We start from the raw sequence: 19771 nt of genomic DNA, 5'->3' as shown, positions 1-19771 counted from the left end.
AAAGTGATTCAGATAATATTGGTTCAGATAATAGTTAAGCTTAATCAGCCGTTAGAATTTAACGCTAAGCCCTATAGATGTCGTACTGCTATTGTCTTGTCCCGTACCAAATGAACTAAACAATGATACGCTTCTATTTAATAAATAACGTGACCCAAAAGTAAAATACTCGGTAGACTTGTCATTACCATTAATCGCTTCGATTGTTCGTCTCTGGCAACGGCCAAAAAATTCAACCTTGCTACTTAGCATAGACCTTATGCCTATTTCAGAATAAATCCCGTCAGATTCTTCTTTATTAAGAAATATTCTATCCGATGTTTTTACTTTCAAAGAGGCGATACCGGTTCCAACCCAAATGTCCGTAGTATTCGTTATTGAATGTTTTAAACCAACACCAAAAGTAACCACAGATAACTCGAACGTATTGTCTTTATTTGGGGCTGGGTATTGATACTTTACCGCTTCATGCTGGGAAGTAATGAAAAACTTGGAAACTACTAAATAGGATGCAGATATGTTTAATCCGGTAGGAGCAAAGTCATCAATGTCGTCATAGGAATAACTTTTATAGGATAAATCGACATGGTTCCAGGTTGGAGAAGCTTCACTTGCATTTATAAATTCGGATACCAATAACGAAAAAACGACAAGGATAAATCTTAACTTCATTTGGGTTCCATTTTGAGTTTATAAAGGCAAAGGAAACATAGAGGTGATGGTGATTCTTTTAACCGAATAATCTATATTTTTACAAATCAAATATAGATAAATAACTTTATTTCCGATTTTATCTTGGGTGAGATTATGCGTTAAATAACAGGGGCTTTGACATAGGGGGGAACCCTAAAAAGAGATATTAATGCAGAAAAAGTGGTTTTGTATGAGAACGTCAACATACAAAACCACAGACTAAATATTAACCTAAACCAAACTTAAACTAAGCTTGGCTTTCAGTTAAAAACCAAACACTTGCGCAGCTATAGTCATAGTAATAATGGTTGTTACTATAATCGCCATGATATTAAGGGCGAATCCTGCTCTTATCATGTCACGCATGGTTATTTCACCAGACCCAAATACAATTGCATTTGGTGGCGTAGCAACCGGCATCATGAACGCACAACTACACGCAATAGCTGCTGGAATAACCCAAACTAAAGGTGTGCCAGTTATCGACTCAGCAACTGGGCCTAGCAGTGGTAAAAAGCCTGCTGCCGTTGCTGTGTTACTGGTGATCTCGGTTAAGAAAGTGATTAGGCTGACAACAACAAGCACACTAAGAACCAATGGAATAGTACTTGCGCCTTCAATCATATGAGCAATAAAGTCGGCTAAGCCCGATGATTTAATTTGTGACGCCAAAGTAAGTCCGCCACCAAACAATAACAACACACCCCAAGGAACTTGTGAGGCACTTTTCCAATCAAGAATTTTCTCGTCTTCGCCTTTATTTGCCGGTAACACAAATAATAATAAAGCCGCGGCAATCGCAATACCGGTATCGGATATTTTCAAGCCAGTAAAGTCAGTTAATAAAGGTCTGAAAATCCAACATAACGCCGCGAAAACGAATACGCAAAGTACGCCTTTTTCAGCTCGTTGCATTATACCTAAGGCACTTAGCTGCTCTTTAAATACTTCTTTGGTGTTTACGCTCGCGCTTTTATTTTCTTTGGTATCAACTTTATAAGCAAATTTTGTAAGCCACACCCAGCAAAGTGCCAACAATATTATTGCTAAAGGTAAACCAACAATCATCCACTGAGCAAAGCCAATTTCAATTTGATAACTATCAGAAAGGTATGCAGCCATAAGTGCATTTGGTGGTGTACCAATTAATGTCGCAATACCACCAATACTGGCACCGTAAGCAATTGAAAGTAATAAGGCTTTACCAAATCCGTCATTTTCAGGATTTGAGTCTTTTACTAAATGAGTAATTGAAAGGGCAATAGGTAACATCATTACAGCGGTCGCTGTATTAGACATCCACATCGATAAAAAGGCGGTAACAAGCATCATAGCTAGAATTTGTAAGCTTGGTTTAGTCCCCGCGTATAACATAGTTTTTAATGCGATACGTTTATGTAAACCCCAACGTTCCATCGCAATTGAGATTAAAAAGCCACCTAAAAACAAAAAGATCAAAGGATGAGCATAAGGTGCAGCTACTGCTTTTATTGGACTTATCTCAGCTAAAGGTGAGATCACCAACGGCAATAACGCCGTTGCAGGGATAGGAACTACTTCACTAACCCACCAAGACGCCATCCAAAATGCTAAACCTGCGGTTTTAAATGCCGCTGGCGACATAGCGCTTGGGGGATCTAATAAACAGGTAAGTAACATTATAATTGGACCAAGTATTAAAAATAGCCATTGAAAATGTCTATTTTTAGCGGGTTCCTGAGTTAATATATTGTTTGCCATAGTAACCTCTTAAAAGTTGTACTTAAGACCAAGCGCAACACTGCTGTCAGCCGCCGCATCAAGATCTAAATCTGTATATAGAAAATAAGCACTTGTTTGCTTATCAAATAAATAATCAACACCGGCGCTCAACTGTGTGGCCTCCGACGCTTGACGAATTGTTGAATCATCAGTTGCCAATTGTACTTTTGGAACCCACTTATCAATTGCATAACTTGCGCTTAATACATAGCCATCACCTGATTTAGTACCATCTACTGACTCAGAATGTTGGTATAACGCACCTAGTTTTAATTGTTCAAATTTATACACAGCAACAATGCGACTGGCAATAACATCATTAAGTGAATCAACATGACTTAGTGACACATAATACGGTGTCTTTTTTAAACCTCGGTCACCATAAATAAAGGTTGCTGCAAAACCAGCTTCTTCAGCGGTAGCATCGTCTTTTGGTGCATAAGTAACAGAAAATTGAGCGTTATTCCAATAATTAGACGAGTAGGTAATCGTGTCACCAAATCTATCTTGGCCTGCAATGATTTGAGCTATATCACCTTGAGTTTCATTAAAGTTATCAAGTTTGCCTTCTGAATATTTAAAGCGACTGTCGTTTCTACCTACTACAACTTCACCAAAAGCACCTTTTAAGCCTAGGTAAGTATTACGCGCAGAAAATGGTTGTGTTGTATCATCACTTTCAAAGCCTTTAACTTGTACTTCATATTTAAATACAGCGGTGAAATATTCATTAAGTTTACGTTCACCTTTAATACCAATGCGTGAGAAAGGAGCATCTATTTGCGTACCTTCTGCGGCATAACGCATTTCGCCTGTATCAGTATCAGCAATTTGTACTTCAACTTTACCGTACACATCATAATCTTCAGCCAGCGCAGCTTTAGGAATTATAAGTAAACTTGTTAATGCAGCAAATAATGAAGTTTTGGATGTTATTTTTATCATTATGTATCCTAATTTATAAGTTGAGACTAAGTTGTTGCTTTATCAATATGATTTATATAGTTGATTTATATTTGGCTTACATGGTTATCGTATCAATTGTAATAACCGCACCATTAGTTACCGCTTTCATTTATACAGATCATTAATAGACAAGAAGTTGAAAATAAGCGCTAACGTAACTGGCAAAAAAATAACCACAAGATCATTATGGTTATCGTTCCTATATTGAAGAAAACAACACCAATTGTCACGCCTAATATGCCGACAAATTATTGAATGTATTATATTTGTCCAATTAAAGACTTAATTAACACTATCTATCTATATATACCGCGTTTATTTTTTGTAAGAGAGCGTTTGGTTTTTATTAAGAAGGGCGTTTTTAAATAGCACCGTTAAAACTTAGGTGATTGACTCTCAGTATTAACAATCAGAGCTAATAAGTAGTCGATAGGGAAGTGTATAGCGTTGTTCATTGTGATGTAGCTAGGAAATTTTAGTGTGACTAATAAAACCTTGTATTAAAACTTTCAGTGAATATCAAGCTAATTCGGCTAACTTAGTATTTGCTTATTATTTTGAATAGGTCTGTTTGGCATGAATTTGATCTGTTATATTAAGCGAATATATTATGTTTTGAAGCAAATATATACGACTATTAAATCATTGAGCCGCTCTTACATTTATAATGCCTATTAATTTTTTGTTTGACGTTAATAAAGAAACTAATTTCTTTCATTTCAGGCTAATCAGGCAGTTATACTTAAATATATTTGTCATTATTAATATATGCTAATCCCAAAAGTTAAATAGTAGTTTATAGTGGGCAAGCTACGTAGTTACTAACTTTTATATAATACAGAATGGAATCCCTAAAAATGAATGGTAATTCAGATACTGAACCTAACTTTGTCATAATTAATGATACAAAAGAGTTGCAGTCGGTCAGAACCTTAGAGGAAATAGAACAAACAGTAAAACAGTCAGAAGAAGTAGTAGGTGATAAATATTTCAATAAAATTGAAATAGAATTAATTGAGAAACTACGCCATAAACTTAGACTGTTTGATCCGCAAGGAATATATACTTTCAGAGATATTGAAATTGGTTATGGTCAATCGATTATACACCTGTGTAGTTTATTATTATCCTTGTCATACATTACATTTTATTTATACGGATTAATTGTTATGACTAACCCCGATGAGATGGTGCCAGGTTTAGGGTATGTTAGTGATATTAATGTATTGGATAAACTGTGCTTTTACTTCATATTAATATTCACATTTTCAAAGATCAAAAAATTAACCAAAGTTAAAGTAGGTAAATATAGTATTCGATACAAAATAGCACTTTGTGCTAACTCGCTTAATAGAGTTTTATTAGATATATTCAAATTGATGATATTGATGTTTTTCATTACGTTCACTTACACTTACACACCTGATATTACCCCAAGTATACTTATAAAAATTTATTTAAACGGTGTGGTAGGCGATACAATTAGTTTTATAGAATGGTTGATAATCATTATTATTGTAGTTCGAACATTAAAACCATTTGGAGAAGGGGCTGCTAAATGAAATTTGTAATCGTATTTTCACTTTTATTTTTTAGCCATATAAGTTATTCAAAAGAAAGTCTTCCTGACGATTGCATTCACTTGAAAAGTGTAGGAAAAGCTAACTTTGTTCTTTTAAATAAAAAAGAGTTTATTCAATTAGGTGAATGTTTAGCCATTCATTTTATAAAGAAACATTCAGAACTCGACCTAGTAAGGTCATGTAATGAAGTAGACGAAGATAGAAGAAACTTGTTGGGAATACTTTCATTGTCAAAGCTAGAGGCAATCTTAATCGGTCAGTGTGTTGGAGCAATAAAATACATTTATCAACATTATAATAATGAGCCAATAAATAACTCTAGTAACAGGTGGCAAAGTACTTATGTTTATCGATGTATCAAAGGTAAAAAAGCGGTCGATAAAATTAGATATAGTTCTAAAAAGTTATTAAATAGAACGAACCTTCTAAAGCTACTCTGTTATATGAAATAAATTATGCCGTTTGATATTGAACCATTAACATTTTTAGAAATTGCTCGGCGTGAGCTTAAAGTTGATCCACTACCTACACCAATTAAGGATGGGTTGAATACAATTTTTACGAAAAGAGCAAACGCTAATTTATACAGAGGAAAAATATTAGATTTAAAAGCTCAAGGTATTAAACAAAATAAATACCCGATTAAACAAGGAAGAAAGTACTCTGTTCGTAATATTTTAATTATTTGGTATTTATTTGACGGTGATACAAAAAAAACTAAATGTTTTCTAGAAGAGTATTGCATGTTTAAAAGTACTAAATGTGAGTTGGATATTACTCATATAGTCGAAAAAACTAAAAAACAGTATTTGGAGTATTTTTCATTAGGAGTTATCAGTGAAAAAATTGATAAAATAGTTAGATGTTTGAAATCGCAAGATTTTGATTTTTTTAGCGAAAAACTCCCATCCCCATTTTCGAACGAAAAAAATGATATGAACGATATTTCCCCAATAGTTATTATGTTTGAAGATATTCCTTGGGAACGGTATATGAGCCTATACAAAGAGGCTGAACAGCATTTTATCGTAAAAGAATACTTAAAAGCTCAAGAAATACTTAAAATATTGAGTTCTGAATCTATTATTCGTTTACCTGTAATTGAATTATTAATGTCAAAAATTTACGCCGAAGAGTCTGAATCTAAAGAGGCTTGGGATTACTTAAAAAATATTTTAAATTAATTATTGGTTGTGCGGCGCACTAGAAGACGATAGCTACAGTTAATTAACTGGAGCTTAAAAATGATAACACTTCATACACTATTTCAACAATACACATCATCTACACTTCAAAAATACTTTCATAGAGCATTGTCGATTCAAGAGGAATTAGATAATGGTTGTAAGTACCAAAAATTAGGAGGTAGAAAACTTCACTTAGCAAAAAACTTAATACGCTTCAAACTAGGCTACTACCGTTTAATATTTAAAAAAACGAATACAGGCTTCGTATTAGAAACAATCATTCTACGTAAAAACCTAAATCATTTCCTTAAACGAAGGTAATACAAAAAGTATTACTTTATTAACAACCAAAAAAGGAAATGACACATGATAAAAAATATAAAACCATTTGATAATCCATCAAATTAAAAAAATTTAACAAAGGTACATTAAGTACTAATCGTCAGTATGAGCAAGTACATGGAAGTAGAAGTAAGCAAAACAAAGCAGGGGGTACATAAAGTGACTATTTTAGACGATGAGTCAATAGATGTTTCAAAAGTAGAAGCAAACTCACAAAAATTGATTTGTTACATAGTATTGATGGATCTATAAAAAAGTTAAATTTTACAAAGTTGAAAGATAAATTATTGCTCTCACAGAGCGAATTTGGGACAGCTGCAGTAATAGATTATGCTGAGATAGAGTATAAATCGTTTTAACTCTAAATTTTATTTATCCAGAAATAATAATTCCCCGGAGTACCTTAGTGGGTAAATTGAGGCATCAACATATATTCTTCACTCAGTCACACGTGAAGAATTGTAATACGGTATTGGTATATTACTTACATAATCAGACCCTATTAGATAGAACTACAGTAAAACTCAGCAAACTATATTCGAAAATAATATCGAATTATATCAAGCTTATTTTGGCCAGTTGCCATTTAATGATAACGGAAAAAACACAACAGGCAAGGTATCTCTCATTATAAAACAACATTATTGGATTCTGTCTGAGTGCTCATGTCGATGCCCTGACTTCTAAATATATTTAGGAATTGATTGATGCTTAAGGACTGTTACAACTCAGACGTAACATTGTTAAATAATATTTAAAATTTGCACTAGTACTCAATGCCTAGACATTAGATTGGTGTAATTAAATCCAACGGAAAATACAATATGAAATTGACGAATAGCTTAGCTAATAATTCATTAAACAGACAAAAAAAAGAGGCTAGCCCATTTACTGATGCTTCAAATATGGAAATACAAGAATTAGAAATTACGGTAACTAACAAGTGTAATTTAACTTGTCGTGGGTGCGGCTTTAATGTGCCTAAACAAATTGAAGCTGTTAATGGTAAAGGCATAAATGAACATATAGTCTCACTTAAAAAACTGAAACTATTGGGATTATCTATTGGCAAAATTGTTTTGGTTGGCGGCGAAGCCGCTTTAGCGAAATCATTACCAGAGTATATTACCCAGCTTCGTCAAATAGGAATAACTAAACAGGTTGAACTAGTTACAAATGGTCTTTATCCCCAAGGTATTACCAAGGAGGTTCTAAGTTTGTTAGATAGTTTAGTTATCAGTGATTATATATGTAAAAGCGACTTTGAAAATAATTGGCGTCGTTACACAACAGTTAATAAATATGGTGGAGATATTGATTTTCGTCGAAAGGAAGCTTGGGATGATTTAATTAGTGAAGTTAAAAACGACAAGCTATTAACTAAAGAGCATTGGAATTCTTGTTTTTATAGACGCTATGACGTCACGTTAGAAAGAGGGCGACTATTTTCTTGTTCAAGAATCGCAAAGAAAAAATGGGATGAGGAAGGGTTATTAGTGGAGAAGCTTACTTCAATTGAGGATATTGTTAAGTATTTGAATTCTGAAGAGCCCAAACGAGCTTGTTACTCATGTGCCACCGTTGGAAACTGCTCTCAAATACCAGTTGCTGAACAAGTAAAAACTGATTTGGATAAAGTTGTTAAAAAAGCGATGAAATTTATGGATGAGGAGATTAATAATGGATAATAATTATTTATTTTACATAGTTGGAATAGCTGGATCTGGAAAAACAGCAGTCTGTAAAGACTTAGTTAAAGGTATAGACAATTCTCAAGCGATACAAACATCAAGTCGTTTTAAAATATTTTTCAAGGATAGAGGTTTTCATAGTCTTAAAGAAATTGATTCAATACCTTTAAAAGATAGAGATATTCTAATAAATAAACTCCATCGTACATTTGTAAATGATAAACGTAATAATACTTTTACTTTTTTAGATGGGCATATGTTGGTTTTGAATTCGAAAACGAATAAGTTAATTAATTCAATGCCCTCAGAAAATAGAGGGATCAGCGATGGCATAATATTTTTAAATACACCAACAAGACTAATTGCTGAAAATATAAAAATGGATAATCGTACGTGTAAAAGACGACGAGATGAAGTCAATATAGATAGATTAAATAAACGTACCGAAGCAGAATTTCAAGCAGCTGAAGACTATTGTTACAAAAACAATATTGAATTTGGCGTTTTAAATAATATATTTGAAAATGATAATTTTCTAAGTTTGGGATTAGATGATGTCCGTTATTTAAATAATTATTATGTGAAAGCTGATAGTAAGTTAAGAACGCTATATAAGGATCAATTTGATCCAAAACTATCCCCTTCAGAACTACGCAAATATCATTTTAAAATTGGTGAATTAATAGTTGACCCTTTAATTCAAAAGACAGGGCTTACACCTGAGAGGTATCAAGTTTTATCTATACCTAGATCCGGAAATATTATAGCGAACGGTTTTTGTAATGAGTTTAACGGAATGATTTTAATGTGTAAGGAACCTTCAGAGATAGTGAAGGAGCTTGACCCTAACAAGCCTTTAATCATTATTGATTCTGTTATTGATACATGCAGTACCGTTAAAAAAATAATTAATGGAATACCAAGTTCGTTTTCTAAACCGATTCATATGGTATGTATGGCCATAAATATTAAGGCATTAACAGTTATAGAATCTCTAGAAAGTAAGGTTACTTTTCATTGTTTAGGTTTTTCAAATAAAGTTAAACGTCCAGAAGGTAAATCCGACATGGGGGCGCGTTTATATGGAACACTCAATTAATTACTAATATATGAGGTTTAATTGTCCTGTTTGTGGCGTTCGAAAAAACAGTGCCATTTTAAATGAACAAACTTAAATCATAAGTCGATTTTAGTAGAAGCTTGAGTTTGATACGGTTATGACTATGACTTGAATTAGTAAAAGTTGTTGATAGGACTAAGCTACTTAGACTTAATGTATTATATACAGCTGTACATGTTGGTGTAATTATCCAGAAGTCCTATCTATCTACTCTATAGTAGGGCTTCTGTGTAATCATGAGTGGTGGAGCTGGGGGGAGTCGAACCCCCGTCCAGAAAAGCTTATCCTTTGGCGCTACACGTTTAGTCAGTTTTTAAATTCACCAATAAGCTGCGAACAGACACGCCACTTATCGACTATCCTGAATTATATTTCGTGGGTTGCCTCTCAGGCAGGAGCCGCGCCACTAGTTCGTTTGGGTTTTGATCTTTTGTTGTTCCCCGTCTTACGAGCGGAAGCTAGGGCAAAAGAGCTCTTGGCAGGGTATTAAGCTGCTAGTGCGTAGTTTTCGTCGTTTGCGACTATTTTTTTGCGGCTTTTTACGAGGCAAACCGCCCCTCGACGTGCTCCATCCGGTATCATCAATCCTGTCGAATCCTAGATCAGCCCCAGAAAATATTTTCTAGCAGAATCCTTTATTCAACGGAACATTGTCCGAAGATGTAACGAGCTGATGATAAACCCATTTCATTCGCTTGTGAAGTGATTAGATCGCTGACTGCTGAAAAAAGCTACGTATAGTGGTATTAAAATTAATTCAGGTTAATTGTAGATCTGATTAAATTTGTTAAATTCCCAGTTAAAATGACACCAAATTAAAGAATTTAAGATAAAAAACCATAATAGTTAGCATATATAGGCTTTTGGCTATTGCTTATTGTTTGGGAAACGTTTAGATTTCGGTTTCCAAATTCAAATAAATGGAATAATAAAAATGAATAAAAGTGAACTAATCGCAGCCATATCTTTAGGTGCAGACATTTCAAAAGCTGATGCTGAAAAAGCATTAAACGCAACTACAGCTGCAATCACAGCTGAGCTTGCTGAAGGAAGTGATGTTTCTTTAGTTGGTTTTGGTACATTCAAAGTGAATGACAGAGCCGCTCGTACGGGTCGTAACCCTCAAACTGGTGCTGCAATTCAAATCGCTGCTGCAAAAGTTCCTGCATTTAAAGCGGGTAAAGGATTAAAAGAAGCTTGTAATAGCTAATTTTTAATCTTTATATATTATAAACGCACCTCTTTAGGTGCGTTTTTTATTTCTGCTGTAAAAACATTCCCTCAACCCCTTAAAGCCTTACAACCTTACAGCTTTACAGCCTTACAGCCTTACAACCTTAAACCCTTAAACCCCTCAATTCCCATTAATACTTAATTAAATTGATATAATTTAACTTCCTTATTAACACCAAAGTAAAAAATACATTAATTAATACTTTAATAGTGATCCTTAATTTAATTAGCCGCGTATTGGTATGTATGTGTTTAATAATGGACAGATCCTATGCAAGTTGTACAATCAAACTTATCAAATAAAATAACAGGTCATATAATTAGTTCTATGCATAGTCCTATACAAAACACGGATATTTGTTCGTGGTTACATGCTGTTGCCAAATCTAGAGATAAATCTGCATTCACTCAATTATTTCATTTCTTTGCACCAAAAATTTTAAAAATATCTCAGTCAAAACTTTCAAATAAAACGTTAGCTAACGAAGTAGTTCAAGAAACTATGTCTAACGTTTGGAAAAAAGCGCATTTGTTTGATGACGCCAAAGGTGCGCCAACAACATGGATATTCACCATAATGCGTAATGTCACCTTTGATATTTTACGTAAGTTGCAATCAAACAAAGAAGATAATTTAAGTGATGATATTTGGCCAATGATAGAAATGGCAGAGGTTGAACACGAACCCTTTTCTGATCACCTAGAGCAAAAACAAATTTTATCGGTTATTGATAAGTTGCCGCAAAACCAGCAAGAAGTCATAAAAGGCTTTTATTTTATGGAAATGTCTCAAGACCAATTAGCCGTGCATCTTGATCTGCCTGTAGGCACAGTAAAATCTAGATTAAGACTCGCGTTAATTAAACTTAGAGGATTGTTAGGAGTAAATAATGATTAATCACCATCCTAAAATTGATTTATTAATACAACATGTAAATGGTGAGTTACCAGCATCTATTTCTGCCGGCATAAAAATCCATTCGGACCTTTGTACTAAATGTAATAACCAAATTATTGAATTAACTAAGCATGCTGCAAAAACATGCTTGGGGTCACAAGAGCTTGATTCTCAAGAGTTTGCTGCAGAAAGCTTTGCAGCACAAGATCATGATGAAGAATATAACTTTGATGCGCAAAGTATGATCAACAATATTACCGAGATGCAGGCTGAAACAGAATTGAACATTGATGAGACACCATTGTCGGTAACATTCCGTGGTGTAGAGTACGACTTACCAAATGTAATGAAACATATGTCATTGGGGAAACCCGCTCAAATTGGCAAGCTTAGCCGCTCTAGAATATTACTAGATGAAGGGCATATTCATTCAAGCTTATTAAGAATAGAGGCAGGCGGATCAATTCCAGAGCATACTCACAAAGGTTATGAAATTACCTTGTTACTAGAAGGCAGCTTTAAAGATGATATGGGCGAATACGTCGCTGGCGACTTTATCGTGCTAGATGGTAAACATCAGCATCAGCCAATGTCGGAATTAGGATGTTTGTGCTATACCGTAGTAAGTGACTCGTTGCACTTTACTCAAGGTATCAACAAGTTATTGAACCCTATCGGCTCTTTCATTTACTAAGGAATGGATATGACTCAATCAGTTTTTGCTAAAGAAGACTTAACTATAGGTATTAGCGCCTGTTTAATTGGCGAAAAAGTCAGATACGACTCAGGTAATAAACCGTCTAACTTTTGCATCAATGAACTTGGTAAATATGTCACTTATAAAGCTTTTTGTCCTGAAGTAGCCATTGGTTTACCAATTCCTCGTCCTACTATTAGACAAATAAAACAAGACGACATGATCATCGTGGCTCAGCCAGATGGCAGTGGCGATGTAACCGACCCGCTAATTGAATACGGTAAGAAAGTCGCTGAATTAACCAAAGACATGGTTGGTTATGTGTTTTGTGCCAATAGCCCAACTTGCGGTATGGAAAGAGTGAAAATCTATTCGCCGGAAGGTAACTCATTAAAATCTGATGGGATAGGCGTATTTTCTAACGAGATAATGAAAGCTAATCCACTGTTGCCTTGTGAAGAAAATGGCCGTTTGAACGACCCTATTATCCGTGAAAACTTTGTTGCTCGTATTTATACTTACAAACGTTGGCACAATTTAGTTGCTAGCGGCGTTACTAAACATAAGCTAATGACCTTTCATAGCCAACACAAGTATTCAGTAATGAGTCATAACATTGTCGCTTATAAAGCGTTAGGGCGATTATTAGCCGATGCTGATATGGATGTTGAAGAGATGGCGAAATTGTATATTAGTGGTCTTATGGATGCGCTTAAAATTAAAGCGACTCGTAGGTCTCATACTAATACCTTGCAGCATATTCAGGGCTATTTCTCTGACCACCTCAGTGCAGAGCAACGTAAAGAACTAACTGATACTATTGATGAATATAGGCAAGGTGTGATGCCGTTAATGGTGCCTTTAGCTTTGATCAAACATTATTTGTTGGAACACCCAAAAGAATACTTAACTCAGCAGACTTACCTTAATCCTTATCCTGCGGATTTAAAATTAAGATACGGTTATTAATCTCGTTAGCGTTTTAAAAAAAGCTAACGTAAGAGATTTAATCTAAAAGCATAACCTAAAAATGAGCGCCTTAGTGATTAACGAGGGCGCTCATATTCATCAAAGCCATTAAAAAAATGAGGTGCAATTTTGATATTGTGGTTTAGAAACGACTTAAGAACCCATGACAACCCTGCGTTACAGTATTTTTTAGCAAACCGTCCTGATCCCAATTCAATTAAATCAAAAGCCATTTTTTTCGTTTGTGAAAAGCAGTGGCAGCAACATGATTGGTCGGCAATAAAAATTGACCTCATTAAACGTCACCTGGAATTATTAACATTTGAGCTAAAGCAGCTTGATATTCAGCTAGATATTGTTGAAGTGGATGACTTTGCACAGCAGGTGGAATACTTAACTGAACTTGTCACTTTAAGTAAAGATACCTTAAATAAAGATGGCTTAAATAAAGATAGCTTAAGTGAAGATGGCAGCAGCAGCTTTGAACTTGTGGCTAATCAAGAGCTTGAGGTTAACGAACAAGCCAGAGATCAAGCACTGTTAAACAACGGCATTAAACTGACCGTATTTGAGTCCGACGTGATTGTGCCTAAAGGCAAAGTGCTTAATCAAAGCGGTGAAATGTATAAAGTATTTACCCCGTTTAAACGGGCGTGGCTGAAGTACGTTCGAGACTATGGTTTTGATTATTTCCCTAAATTAATAAACAGTGACGTCAGCTTGTCCGCCGTTTTGCCAAGCACTGATGATATTGCAGAGTATGAAGGAGAAAAAGACTCGCCATTAACATCTAAGTTGTGGCCACTAGCCAATGTTATTGAACATCAAGTTATTCCAAATTTCATTCAAGATAAATTAGCTTACTACGATGAAGAGCGTGATTTCCCAGGCATTAAAGCAACCTCAGGTTTATCGCCATATTTAGCAATAGGTGCGGTGAGTCCTAGGTATTTATTACGACTGATTTTAAATCACTATCCAGATATTTTAATGGCGCCAGACTTACCTTTGTTTACTTGGATAAATGAGCTGATTTGGCGTGATTTTTATCGTCACTTAATTTTTCACAATCCAAGATTGTGTAAACATCAAAGTTTTAACCTTAAATACCAAGGCGCAGTTTGGCCGCATAACCCTGTGCTTTTTAAAGCCTGGTGTGATGGTAAAACCGGTTACCCAATTGTAGATGCTGCCATGAGGCAGTTAAATCAAACGGGTTGGATGCATAACCGTTTACGCATGATAGTCGCGAGCTTTTTAACTAAGCATTTATTAATCGACTGGCGTCATGGCGAGAAGTACTTTATGCAGACATTAATCGATGGTGACTTAGCCGCTAACAATGGTGGTTGGCAGTGGGCTGCGAGTACCGGTTGTGATGCTCAACCATACTTTAGAATATTTAATCCTATATTACAGAGTAAAAGATTTGATCCAAATGGGGACTTCATTCGTAAATATGTACCAGAGCTTGTGGAAGTACCAGCAAAAGAAATTCACTTCCCACATGGCTATATCAAAAAACAAAATTTAGATATGTATTGGCCTGCAATTGTTGACCATAAAGAAGCAAGAGAAGCTGCGCTTTCTTTTTACAAGTAGCGCTTTTTTATCAATAGCGTTTTCTTTGTCAGGATTAACAATCGCATTTGGTAACAGCATTCGGCACTAGTACTTCAAAATAGTATTTAATGGAAACGGTAATGACAGACACAAATACGGACAGAATTAATACAGATCATACTGAGATTAATGTTTTGGGTAATTCAGCTTGGTTAACTAATTTCATTAGTGTTTACCATCAATTATCGACAGACAATCTTCATTTACTTGAGCAAATTTATCATGCAAAAGTAGACTTTATTGACCCTATTCATGAAATTCATGGTTTTGATGCATTAAGTAACTATTTTGATGGCTTGTACCAAAATGTTAGTTATTGCCAATTCAATATTCATCATGTGGTAGAAACGGAACTTGAAGCGGCAATTTACTGGACCATGACATACCAACATAAACAGTTAAATGGTGGTCAAAAAATCACAGTAACAGGCAGCTCTCACCTTAAAGCATTTGAAGGTAAGATCATTTATCACCGTGACTACATCGACTTAGGCGAGATGTTATATGAAAATATTCCTCTGCTTGGACGTTTGATCTCTTGGATTAAAAAAAGGGCGGCTAATGCTTAATAAAATGAATGTATTAATTACAGGAGCAACATCTGGCATTGGCGAGGCGCTATTAAATCAATATGTGGTTTCTGGTCATAACGTAATTGCTTGTGGACGTAATAAAGACAAACTAGCCGAGCTTGATGCCGTTGCTCGTTTAACATTGGCGTTTGATGTAAATAACAACGACGATGTTGCAAGCGCAGCCCAAACACTGACGGATAGCTTAGATAACGGCACAGATGGTGAAGCGGATAAGGTTTTAGATGTATTAATTTTAAATGCTGGGGATTGTCGTTATATACAAGACCCAATCAATTTTGATGCCGAGCTTTTTGCCGACATTATTAATACCAACTTAATTTCGTTAGGGCGTTTACTAAAGTTCTTTTTACCTAAAGTAAAAAAGGGCGGGCAAGTTGTATTTGTCAGCTCTAGCGCTAGCATAGTTCCTTTTCCACAAGCTGAAGCTTATGGCGCGTCTAAAGCTGGCGTTGATTACTTAGCTAACAGCTTACGAGTGGACTTAGCGGCACATGATATTGGTGTTACTTTGATTCACCCTGGCTTTGTTCGTACGCCTTTAACCTCGGTAAATCACTTTAATATGCCGTTTATTATTGAAGCAAGCGATGCCGCAGCAAGAATTTTTAATGGCGTTCAGGCCAAGAAAAACTATCTGCATTTCCCTAAACGTTTAACCTTGAGTTTAAAGCTTCTTTCATTGCTACCAGCAAGTATTTGGCAACGACTTATTTCTAGCGACTCTGCTCCAAAAGATACGTCATCAAAACAAACAGACTCAAAAGACACTCATCCGAGAGATGACGCAAAAGAGACTGATACAAAGGATTTAAAAAAATGAAAAATATAGCCATTATAGGTTCTGGTGTTTCTGGCTTAACCGCAGCGTACTTATTATCAAAAAAACATAACGTAACTGTATTCGAAAAAGCCCCAATAATTGGCGGGCACACAGCAACGGTTGATGTTGAATTAGAAAATAAGAGTTTTGCTATCGACACGGGTTTTATTGTTTTTAATGATAAAACCTATCCTAATTTTTTAGCCTTGTTAGATGAAATTGGTATACAGAAACAAGAAACTGAAATGAGCTTTTCGGTTCATAATTGCCAAAGTAAATTAGAGTACAACGGACACAACTTAGATACCTTATTTGCACAAAGACGTAATATTTTAAATCCTAGATTTTGGTTTCTAATTAAAGAAATTTTAAGATTTAATAAATTATGTAAACAAGCGTATAAATCTGGTGTTTTTGTTGAGGATTATTCGTTAGGTGATTTTTTACAACAGCATAAATTCAGTGATTACTTTTCTGAGCATTATATTTTACCAATGGGCGCGGCTATCTGGTCTAGCTCGTTGGATCAAATGACTCGATTCCAATTCCGATTTTTTGTGCAGTTCTTTAATAATCACGGATTATTAAATATTGCAGACCGACCACAGTGGTATGTTATTCCAAATGGTTCAAGACGTTATTTAGCCCCTTTGTGTGAACCGTTTAAAAATAAAATTCGTGTAAATGCCGATATAACATCAATCACTCGTGAGAACGAAAGTGTACAGCTGCATTTTGCCGACCAGCATGTTGAATTTTTTGACGATGTGGTTATTGCATGTCATTCAGACCAAGCGTTAACACTACTGGGGGATGCAACAGAGCAAGAGAACGCTCTTTTATCAGCTATGACATACAGTGATAATTCTGTGGTATTACATACGGATATAAACCTATTACCAAAGCGTAAAAAAGCCTGGGCAAGTTGGAATTATCAATTAACCAACGACCGAGTTAAGCCAGCAAGTGTCACTTACAACATGAATATATTGCAAGGTCTCGATACCAAACACACATTTTGCGTGACGTTAAATCAAAAAGAGTCGATTAACCCAGATAAAATATTAAGAGAATTTACTTATCAGCATCCAGTATTTTCAATCGAATCAATAAAAGCTCAACAGCAACGAAATATGATCTGCGGTAAGCAACATACCCACTTTGCTGGTGCGTATTGGTACAGCGGTTTCCATGAAGATGGAGTACGCAGTGCCGTTGACGTTGCTGCACGATTTGGTTGTAGTTTAGGTTCTAAAACTGTGTAAAGTAGAGGTTGTGTAGCGTCTAAAAATATTCAGATATTGGTTAGGCGCTTTATTGGCTGGTATTAGTTGAGTAAAGATTGAATATGAAAAATAGTATTTATGTTGGTCAAATTAGACATAGGCGCTTTACGCCCAAAGTGAACCGATTTGGCTATTCATTATATATGTTGGCCCTTGATGTTGATGAAGTCTCAACGCCGCAATTTAATATTGGCGTCTTTGGCACTCGTTGGTTTCATGCACTTAAATTTAATCAAACAGACTATCTAAAAAAAGTTCGTGAAAAAACAGCAGACAAAACAGATCCAATTTCTCTTAAACAGCGTATTACCGAAAAAGTGCAACAATTAGATGGTAAATACAAAATAGAAAAAGTAGTGATGCTGGTACAAGTGCGTTGTTTTGGCTTGTATTTTAGTCCGGCTAATTTTTATTTTTGTTATGACGCAGAAGGTGCATGTAATTGCATGTTAGCTGAGGTGAGCAATACGCCTTGGAATCAACGTCATTATTACCTAATAGATTTAAATGATCATTTAGACAATGGCGATTTGCCTCCAACAGAAAAAGAGTTTCATGTGTCACCTTTTATGGCGATAGATATGGAATATGTTTGGAAGGTAAGGCCGCCAAGTGCAACAAGTGATGCGTTATCTATTCATATTGAAAACCACACGTTAAATAGCGATGCACATAAGAGCAAAGAAGAGAGCAAAGAAGACAGTAAAGTGTTTGATGCGACCTTGTCGTTAAAGAAAAAACAATTTAGTAAAACAGAATTAGTCAAAGTCTTGTTGGGATTCCCGGTCATGACGTTAAAAATTGTCTTGTTAATATATTGGCAAGCGATGAAATTATTTTTTAAACGAGTACCTTTTGTTAGTTACCAGACTCGAAAAAAATAACCAATAAAAATTTATAGAAAAGATAAGTAAAAAGGAGTGTTCTATGGAACAGGTCGTCACCACAGAGAGTGAAAATACAATAACAAAAAAAGTGACTTGGGTAGATCAAAAGTGCAGAAGAATCGTTTTGTCAGTATTGGCAAAACTTGATTATGGCCAAATAGAAATTATTGAGTCAAACCAAGGACAACATCAGCACAGTTTTTATCCAGAAAAACATGATGGACTTTCACCAACTGCAAAAATGTATATACATGATGCCAGTGTTTTCAAAGAATTCATCAAAGGTGGCGGTATAGGCGTTGCAGAAGCATTTATAGAAGGTAAATGGAGCAGTCCTGACCTTACTAACCTTATTCGCATATTTGCTAAATCACAGGAACAAGCGGATCAAATTGAAAGTAAAACCTCGTGGTTAAATAAATTAAAAAATGCGATATTCCATAAGTTAAATCGCAATAACCAGTCTGGTTCTAAAAAGAACATACTGGCACATTATGACTTAGGGAATGAACTCTACACGCGCTTTTTAGACCCAGAAATGATGTATTCTTCAGCTATCTATCCAGATGAAGGTACTTCATTGGCAGAGGCGCAAATCCATAAGTTACATACTATATGTCAGCGTCTGGATTTATCACCGTCAGATCACTTGTTAGAGATTGGAACAGGTTGGGGCGGTTTAGCGATATTTGCGGCTCAACATTATGGTTGCCAGGTAACCACCACCACAATTTCTGATGCTCAATACGAATATGCAGAAGATCGAGTAAAGCAATTAGGCTTAGGCAATAAAATCACGTTATTGAAAAAAGACTATAGACTGCTTGAAGGTCAGTACGACAAAGTGGTTTCTGTAGAAATGATTGAAGCCGTTGGGCTTGAGTATTTACCTAGCTTCTTTAAGCAATGTAACGACAGATTAAAGCCTGAAGGTAAATTATTAATCCAGTCTATTACCATAGCGGATCAGCGATTTGATTATTACAAAAATAACGTCGACTTTATTCAACGTTATATTTTCCCAGGTGGCTTCTTACCGTCAATTACTAGCTTAAGCCAACATATGAGTAAGCATACAAATATGGTGATTGAGTCGTTAGATGATATTGGTTTGGACTACGCAAAAACATTAGCTGATTGGCGCACCGAATTTTTAAATTCGTGGAATGAATTACAAACCTTTGGTTATGACGAAAAGTTTAAACGCTTATGGTTATATTACTTAGCGTATTGTGAAGGTGCGTTCTTAGAACGTTCAACCAGTGCAATTCATTTAGTGGCAAGAAAGGCTTAGTCGTTAATAAACTAGTTTTTCTATGGATAGAAAACACCAGTTAATAGATACAAAAAGCGGTAAACAAAAAAGCACCAGGGTGAAAATTTTCACCCTGGTGCTTTTTTATGCTTTTCAGTTAAGTT

At 35.3% G+C, this 19771-nt stretch carries 20 protein-coding genes and 1 other RNA gene; 17 read left to right on the top strand and 4 right to left on the bottom strand.

Translation table 11 applies throughout. The annotated features are described in order from the left end of the window. Positions 1-51: 51 nt before the first annotated feature. From BTO11_RS13420 to BTO11_RS13410, 3 genes are all read right to left on the bottom strand, one after another. On the bottom strand, positions 52-672 hold the full coding sequence (locus BTO11_RS13420) for a hypothetical protein (RefSeq protein ID WP_105053074.1): 621 nt from the start codon (positions 670-672) through the stop codon (positions 52-54). A gap of 285 nt (positions 673-957) precedes the next feature. Further along, a complete protein-coding gene (locus BTO11_RS13415) occupies positions 958-2433 on the bottom strand; it encodes an SLC13 family permease (protein ID WP_105053073.1) in 1476 nt (491 codons plus the stop codon). Between the two features lie 9 nt (positions 2434-2442). Then, entirely contained in the window at positions 2443-3399 is a 957-nt protein-coding gene (locus BTO11_RS13410) for a porin (protein WP_105053072.1), read from the bottom strand. Positions 3400-4277: 878 nt separating this feature from the next. Here BTO11_RS13410 and BTO11_RS13405 point away from each other — a divergent pair. The 7 genes from BTO11_RS13405 to BTO11_RS13380 all read left to right on the top strand — a co-directional run bounded on the left by BTO11_RS13405 (position 4278) and on the right by BTO11_RS13380 (position 9322). Continuing rightward, the gene (locus BTO11_RS13405; RefSeq protein ID WP_105053071.1) at positions 4278-4982 is read left to right on the top strand and encodes a hypothetical protein; all 705 of its coding nucleotides are present in this window, start codon (positions 4278-4280) and stop codon (positions 4980-4982) included. Further along, positions 4979-5455: a hypothetical protein gene (locus BTO11_RS13400; RefSeq protein ID WP_105053070.1), complete on the top strand. Its 477-nt coding sequence runs from the start codon at positions 4979-4981 to the stop codon at positions 5453-5455. The genes BTO11_RS13405 and BTO11_RS13400 overlap by 4 nt, the downstream gene beginning before the upstream one ends. 3 nt (positions 5456-5458) lie before the next feature. Next, positions 5459-6187, top strand: coding sequence for a hypothetical protein (locus BTO11_RS13395; RefSeq protein ID WP_105053069.1), 729 nt, complete (start codon positions 5459-5461; stop codon positions 6185-6187). 60 nt (positions 6188-6247) lie between these two features. After that, entirely contained in the window at positions 6248-6511 is a 264-nt protein-coding gene (locus BTO11_RS16730) for a ParE family toxin-like protein (protein WP_105053068.1), read from the top strand. A gap of 126 nt (positions 6512-6637) precedes the next feature. Beyond that, complete coding sequence (locus BTO11_RS16510) at positions 6638-6784, top strand: hypothetical protein (RefSeq protein WP_181135911.1); 147 nt, start codon at positions 6638-6640, stop codon at positions 6782-6784. 572 nt (positions 6785-7356) lie between these two features. Then, entirely contained in the window at positions 7357-8220 is an 864-nt protein-coding gene (locus tag BTO11_RS13385; protein WP_105053067.1) for a GTP 3',8-cyclase MoaA family protein, read from the top strand. Further along, positions 8213-9322, top strand: a complete 1110-nt coding sequence (locus BTO11_RS13380; RefSeq protein ID WP_181135910.1) for an AAA family ATPase — start codon at positions 8213-8215, stop codon at positions 9320-9322. The genes BTO11_RS13385 and BTO11_RS13380 overlap by 8 nt, the downstream gene beginning before the upstream one ends. Positions 9323-9584: 262 nt before the next feature. On the opposite strand, the gene ssrA is transcribed toward BTO11_RS13380, so the two are convergent. Beyond that, positions 9585-9953: a transfer-messenger RNA gene (ssrA, locus tag BTO11_RS13375) on the bottom strand. 324 nt (positions 9954-10277) lie between these two features. Here ssrA and BTO11_RS13370 point away from each other — a divergent pair. The 10 genes from BTO11_RS13370 to BTO11_RS13325 all read left to right on the top strand — a co-directional run bounded on the left by BTO11_RS13370 (position 10278) and on the right by BTO11_RS13325 (position 19646). Next, positions 10278-10553 (top strand): HU family DNA-binding protein, encoded by a 276-nt coding sequence (locus tag BTO11_RS13370; protein ID WP_105053065.1) that lies wholly within the window; start codon positions 10278-10280, stop codon positions 10551-10553. Positions 10554-10847: 294 nt separating this feature from the next. Then, entirely contained in the window at positions 10848-11474 is a 627-nt protein-coding gene (locus BTO11_RS13365) for a sigma-70 family RNA polymerase sigma factor (RefSeq protein WP_105053064.1), read from the top strand. Further along, a complete protein-coding gene (locus BTO11_RS13360) occupies positions 11467-12168 on the top strand; it encodes a ChrR family anti-sigma-E factor (protein WP_105053063.1) in 702 nt (233 codons plus the stop codon). Before BTO11_RS13365 ends, BTO11_RS13360 begins: the two co-directional genes overlap by 8 nt. Before the next feature lie 9 nt (positions 12169-12177). Further along, complete coding sequence (locus BTO11_RS13355) at positions 12178-13140, top strand: YbgA family protein (protein ID WP_105053062.1); 963 nt, start codon at positions 12178-12180, stop codon at positions 13138-13140. 129 nt (positions 13141-13269) lie between these two features. Further along, positions 13270-14742, top strand: a complete 1473-nt coding sequence (locus BTO11_RS13350; protein ID WP_105053061.1) for a cryptochrome/photolyase family protein — start codon at positions 13270-13272, stop codon at positions 14740-14742. A 101-nt stretch (positions 14743-14843) separates the two neighbouring features. Then, entirely contained in the window at positions 14844-15332 is a 489-nt protein-coding gene (locus tag BTO11_RS13345) for a nuclear transport factor 2 family protein (protein WP_105053060.1), read from the top strand. Beyond that, on the top strand, positions 15325-16179 hold the full coding sequence (locus tag BTO11_RS13340; RefSeq protein ID WP_229793286.1) for an SDR family NAD(P)-dependent oxidoreductase: 855 nt from the start codon (positions 15325-15327) through the stop codon (positions 16177-16179). The genes BTO11_RS13345 and BTO11_RS13340 overlap by 8 nt, the downstream gene beginning before the upstream one ends. Then, positions 16176-17444 (top strand): NAD(P)/FAD-dependent oxidoreductase, encoded by a 1269-nt coding sequence (locus tag BTO11_RS13335; RefSeq protein ID WP_105053059.1) that lies wholly within the window; start codon positions 16176-16178, stop codon positions 17442-17444. Before BTO11_RS13340 ends, BTO11_RS13335 begins: the two co-directional genes overlap by 4 nt. A gap of 83 nt (positions 17445-17527) precedes the next feature. Next, positions 17528-18349 (top strand): DUF1365 domain-containing protein, encoded by an 822-nt coding sequence (locus BTO11_RS13330; RefSeq protein ID WP_181135909.1) that lies wholly within the window; start codon positions 17528-17530, stop codon positions 18347-18349. Positions 18350-18392: 43 nt separating this feature from the next. Beyond that, a complete protein-coding gene (locus BTO11_RS13325) occupies positions 18393-19646 on the top strand; it encodes an SAM-dependent methyltransferase (protein WP_105053057.1) in 1254 nt (417 codons plus the stop codon). Positions 19647-19771: the final 125 nt, after the last annotated feature.

It is taken from the genome of Psychrosphaera saromensis, assembly GCF_002954545.1.
Taxonomy (GTDB): Bacteria; Pseudomonadota; Gammaproteobacteria; order Enterobacterales; family Alteromonadaceae; genus Psychrosphaera; species Psychrosphaera saromensis.
This window is presented reverse-complemented; position numbering and strand designations above follow the sequence as displayed.

What these genes read in the sequence shown, in the direction of transcription:
- BTO11_RS13420 (WP_105053074.1), bottom strand. Translation starts at nt 672, where the DNA reads ATGAAGTTAAGATTTATCCTTGTCGTTTTTTCGTTATTGGTATCCGAA.
- BTO11_RS13415 (WP_105053073.1), bottom strand. Translation starts at nt 2,433, where the DNA reads ATGGCAAACAATATATTAACTCAGGAACCCGCTAAAAATAGACATTTT.
- BTO11_RS13410 (WP_105053072.1), bottom strand. Translation starts at nt 3,399, where the DNA reads ATGATAAAAATAACATCCAAAACTTCATTATTTGCTGCATTAACAAGT.
- BTO11_RS13405 (WP_105053071.1), top strand. Translation starts at nt 4,278, where the DNA reads ATGAATGGTAATTCAGATACTGAACCTAACTTTGTCATAATTAATGAT.
- BTO11_RS13400 (WP_105053070.1), top strand. Translation starts at nt 4,979, where the DNA reads ATGAAATTTGTAATCGTATTTTCACTTTTATTTTTTAGCCATATAAGT.
- BTO11_RS13395 (WP_105053069.1), top strand. Translation starts at nt 5,459, where the DNA reads ATGCCGTTTGATATTGAACCATTAACATTTTTAGAAATTGCTCGGCGT.
- BTO11_RS16730 (WP_105053068.1), top strand. Translation starts at nt 6,248, where the DNA reads ATGATAACACTTCATACACTATTTCAACAATACACATCATCTACACTT.
- BTO11_RS16510 (WP_181135911.1), top strand. Translation starts at nt 6,638, where the DNA reads ATGAGCAAGTACATGGAAGTAGAAGTAAGCAAAACAAAGCAGGGGGTA.
- BTO11_RS13385 (WP_105053067.1), top strand. Translation starts at nt 7,357, where the DNA reads ATGAAATTGACGAATAGCTTAGCTAATAATTCATTAAACAGACAAAAA.
- BTO11_RS13380 (WP_181135910.1), top strand. Translation starts at nt 8,213, where the DNA reads ATGGATAATAATTATTTATTTTACATAGTTGGAATAGCTGGATCTGGA.
- BTO11_RS13370 (WP_105053065.1), top strand. Translation starts at nt 10,278, where the DNA reads ATGAATAAAAGTGAACTAATCGCAGCCATATCTTTAGGTGCAGACATT.
- BTO11_RS13365 (WP_105053064.1), top strand. Translation starts at nt 10,848, where the DNA reads ATGCAAGTTGTACAATCAAACTTATCAAATAAAATAACAGGTCATATA.
- BTO11_RS13360 (WP_105053063.1), top strand. Translation starts at nt 11,467, where the DNA reads ATGATTAATCACCATCCTAAAATTGATTTATTAATACAACATGTAAAT.
- BTO11_RS13355 (WP_105053062.1), top strand. Translation starts at nt 12,178, where the DNA reads ATGACTCAATCAGTTTTTGCTAAAGAAGACTTAACTATAGGTATTAGC.
- BTO11_RS13345 (WP_105053060.1), top strand. Translation starts at nt 14,844, where the DNA reads ATGACAGACACAAATACGGACAGAATTAATACAGATCATACTGAGATT.
- BTO11_RS13340 (WP_229793286.1), top strand. Translation starts at nt 15,325, where the DNA reads ATGCTTAATAAAATGAATGTATTAATTACAGGAGCAACATCTGGCATT.
- BTO11_RS13335 (WP_105053059.1), top strand. Translation starts at nt 16,176, where the DNA reads ATGAAAAATATAGCCATTATAGGTTCTGGTGTTTCTGGCTTAACCGCA.
- BTO11_RS13330 (WP_181135909.1), top strand. Translation starts at nt 17,528, where the DNA reads ATGAAAAATAGTATTTATGTTGGTCAAATTAGACATAGGCGCTTTACG.
- BTO11_RS13325 (WP_105053057.1), top strand. Translation starts at nt 18,393, where the DNA reads ATGGAACAGGTCGTCACCACAGAGAGTGAAAATACAATAACAAAAAAA.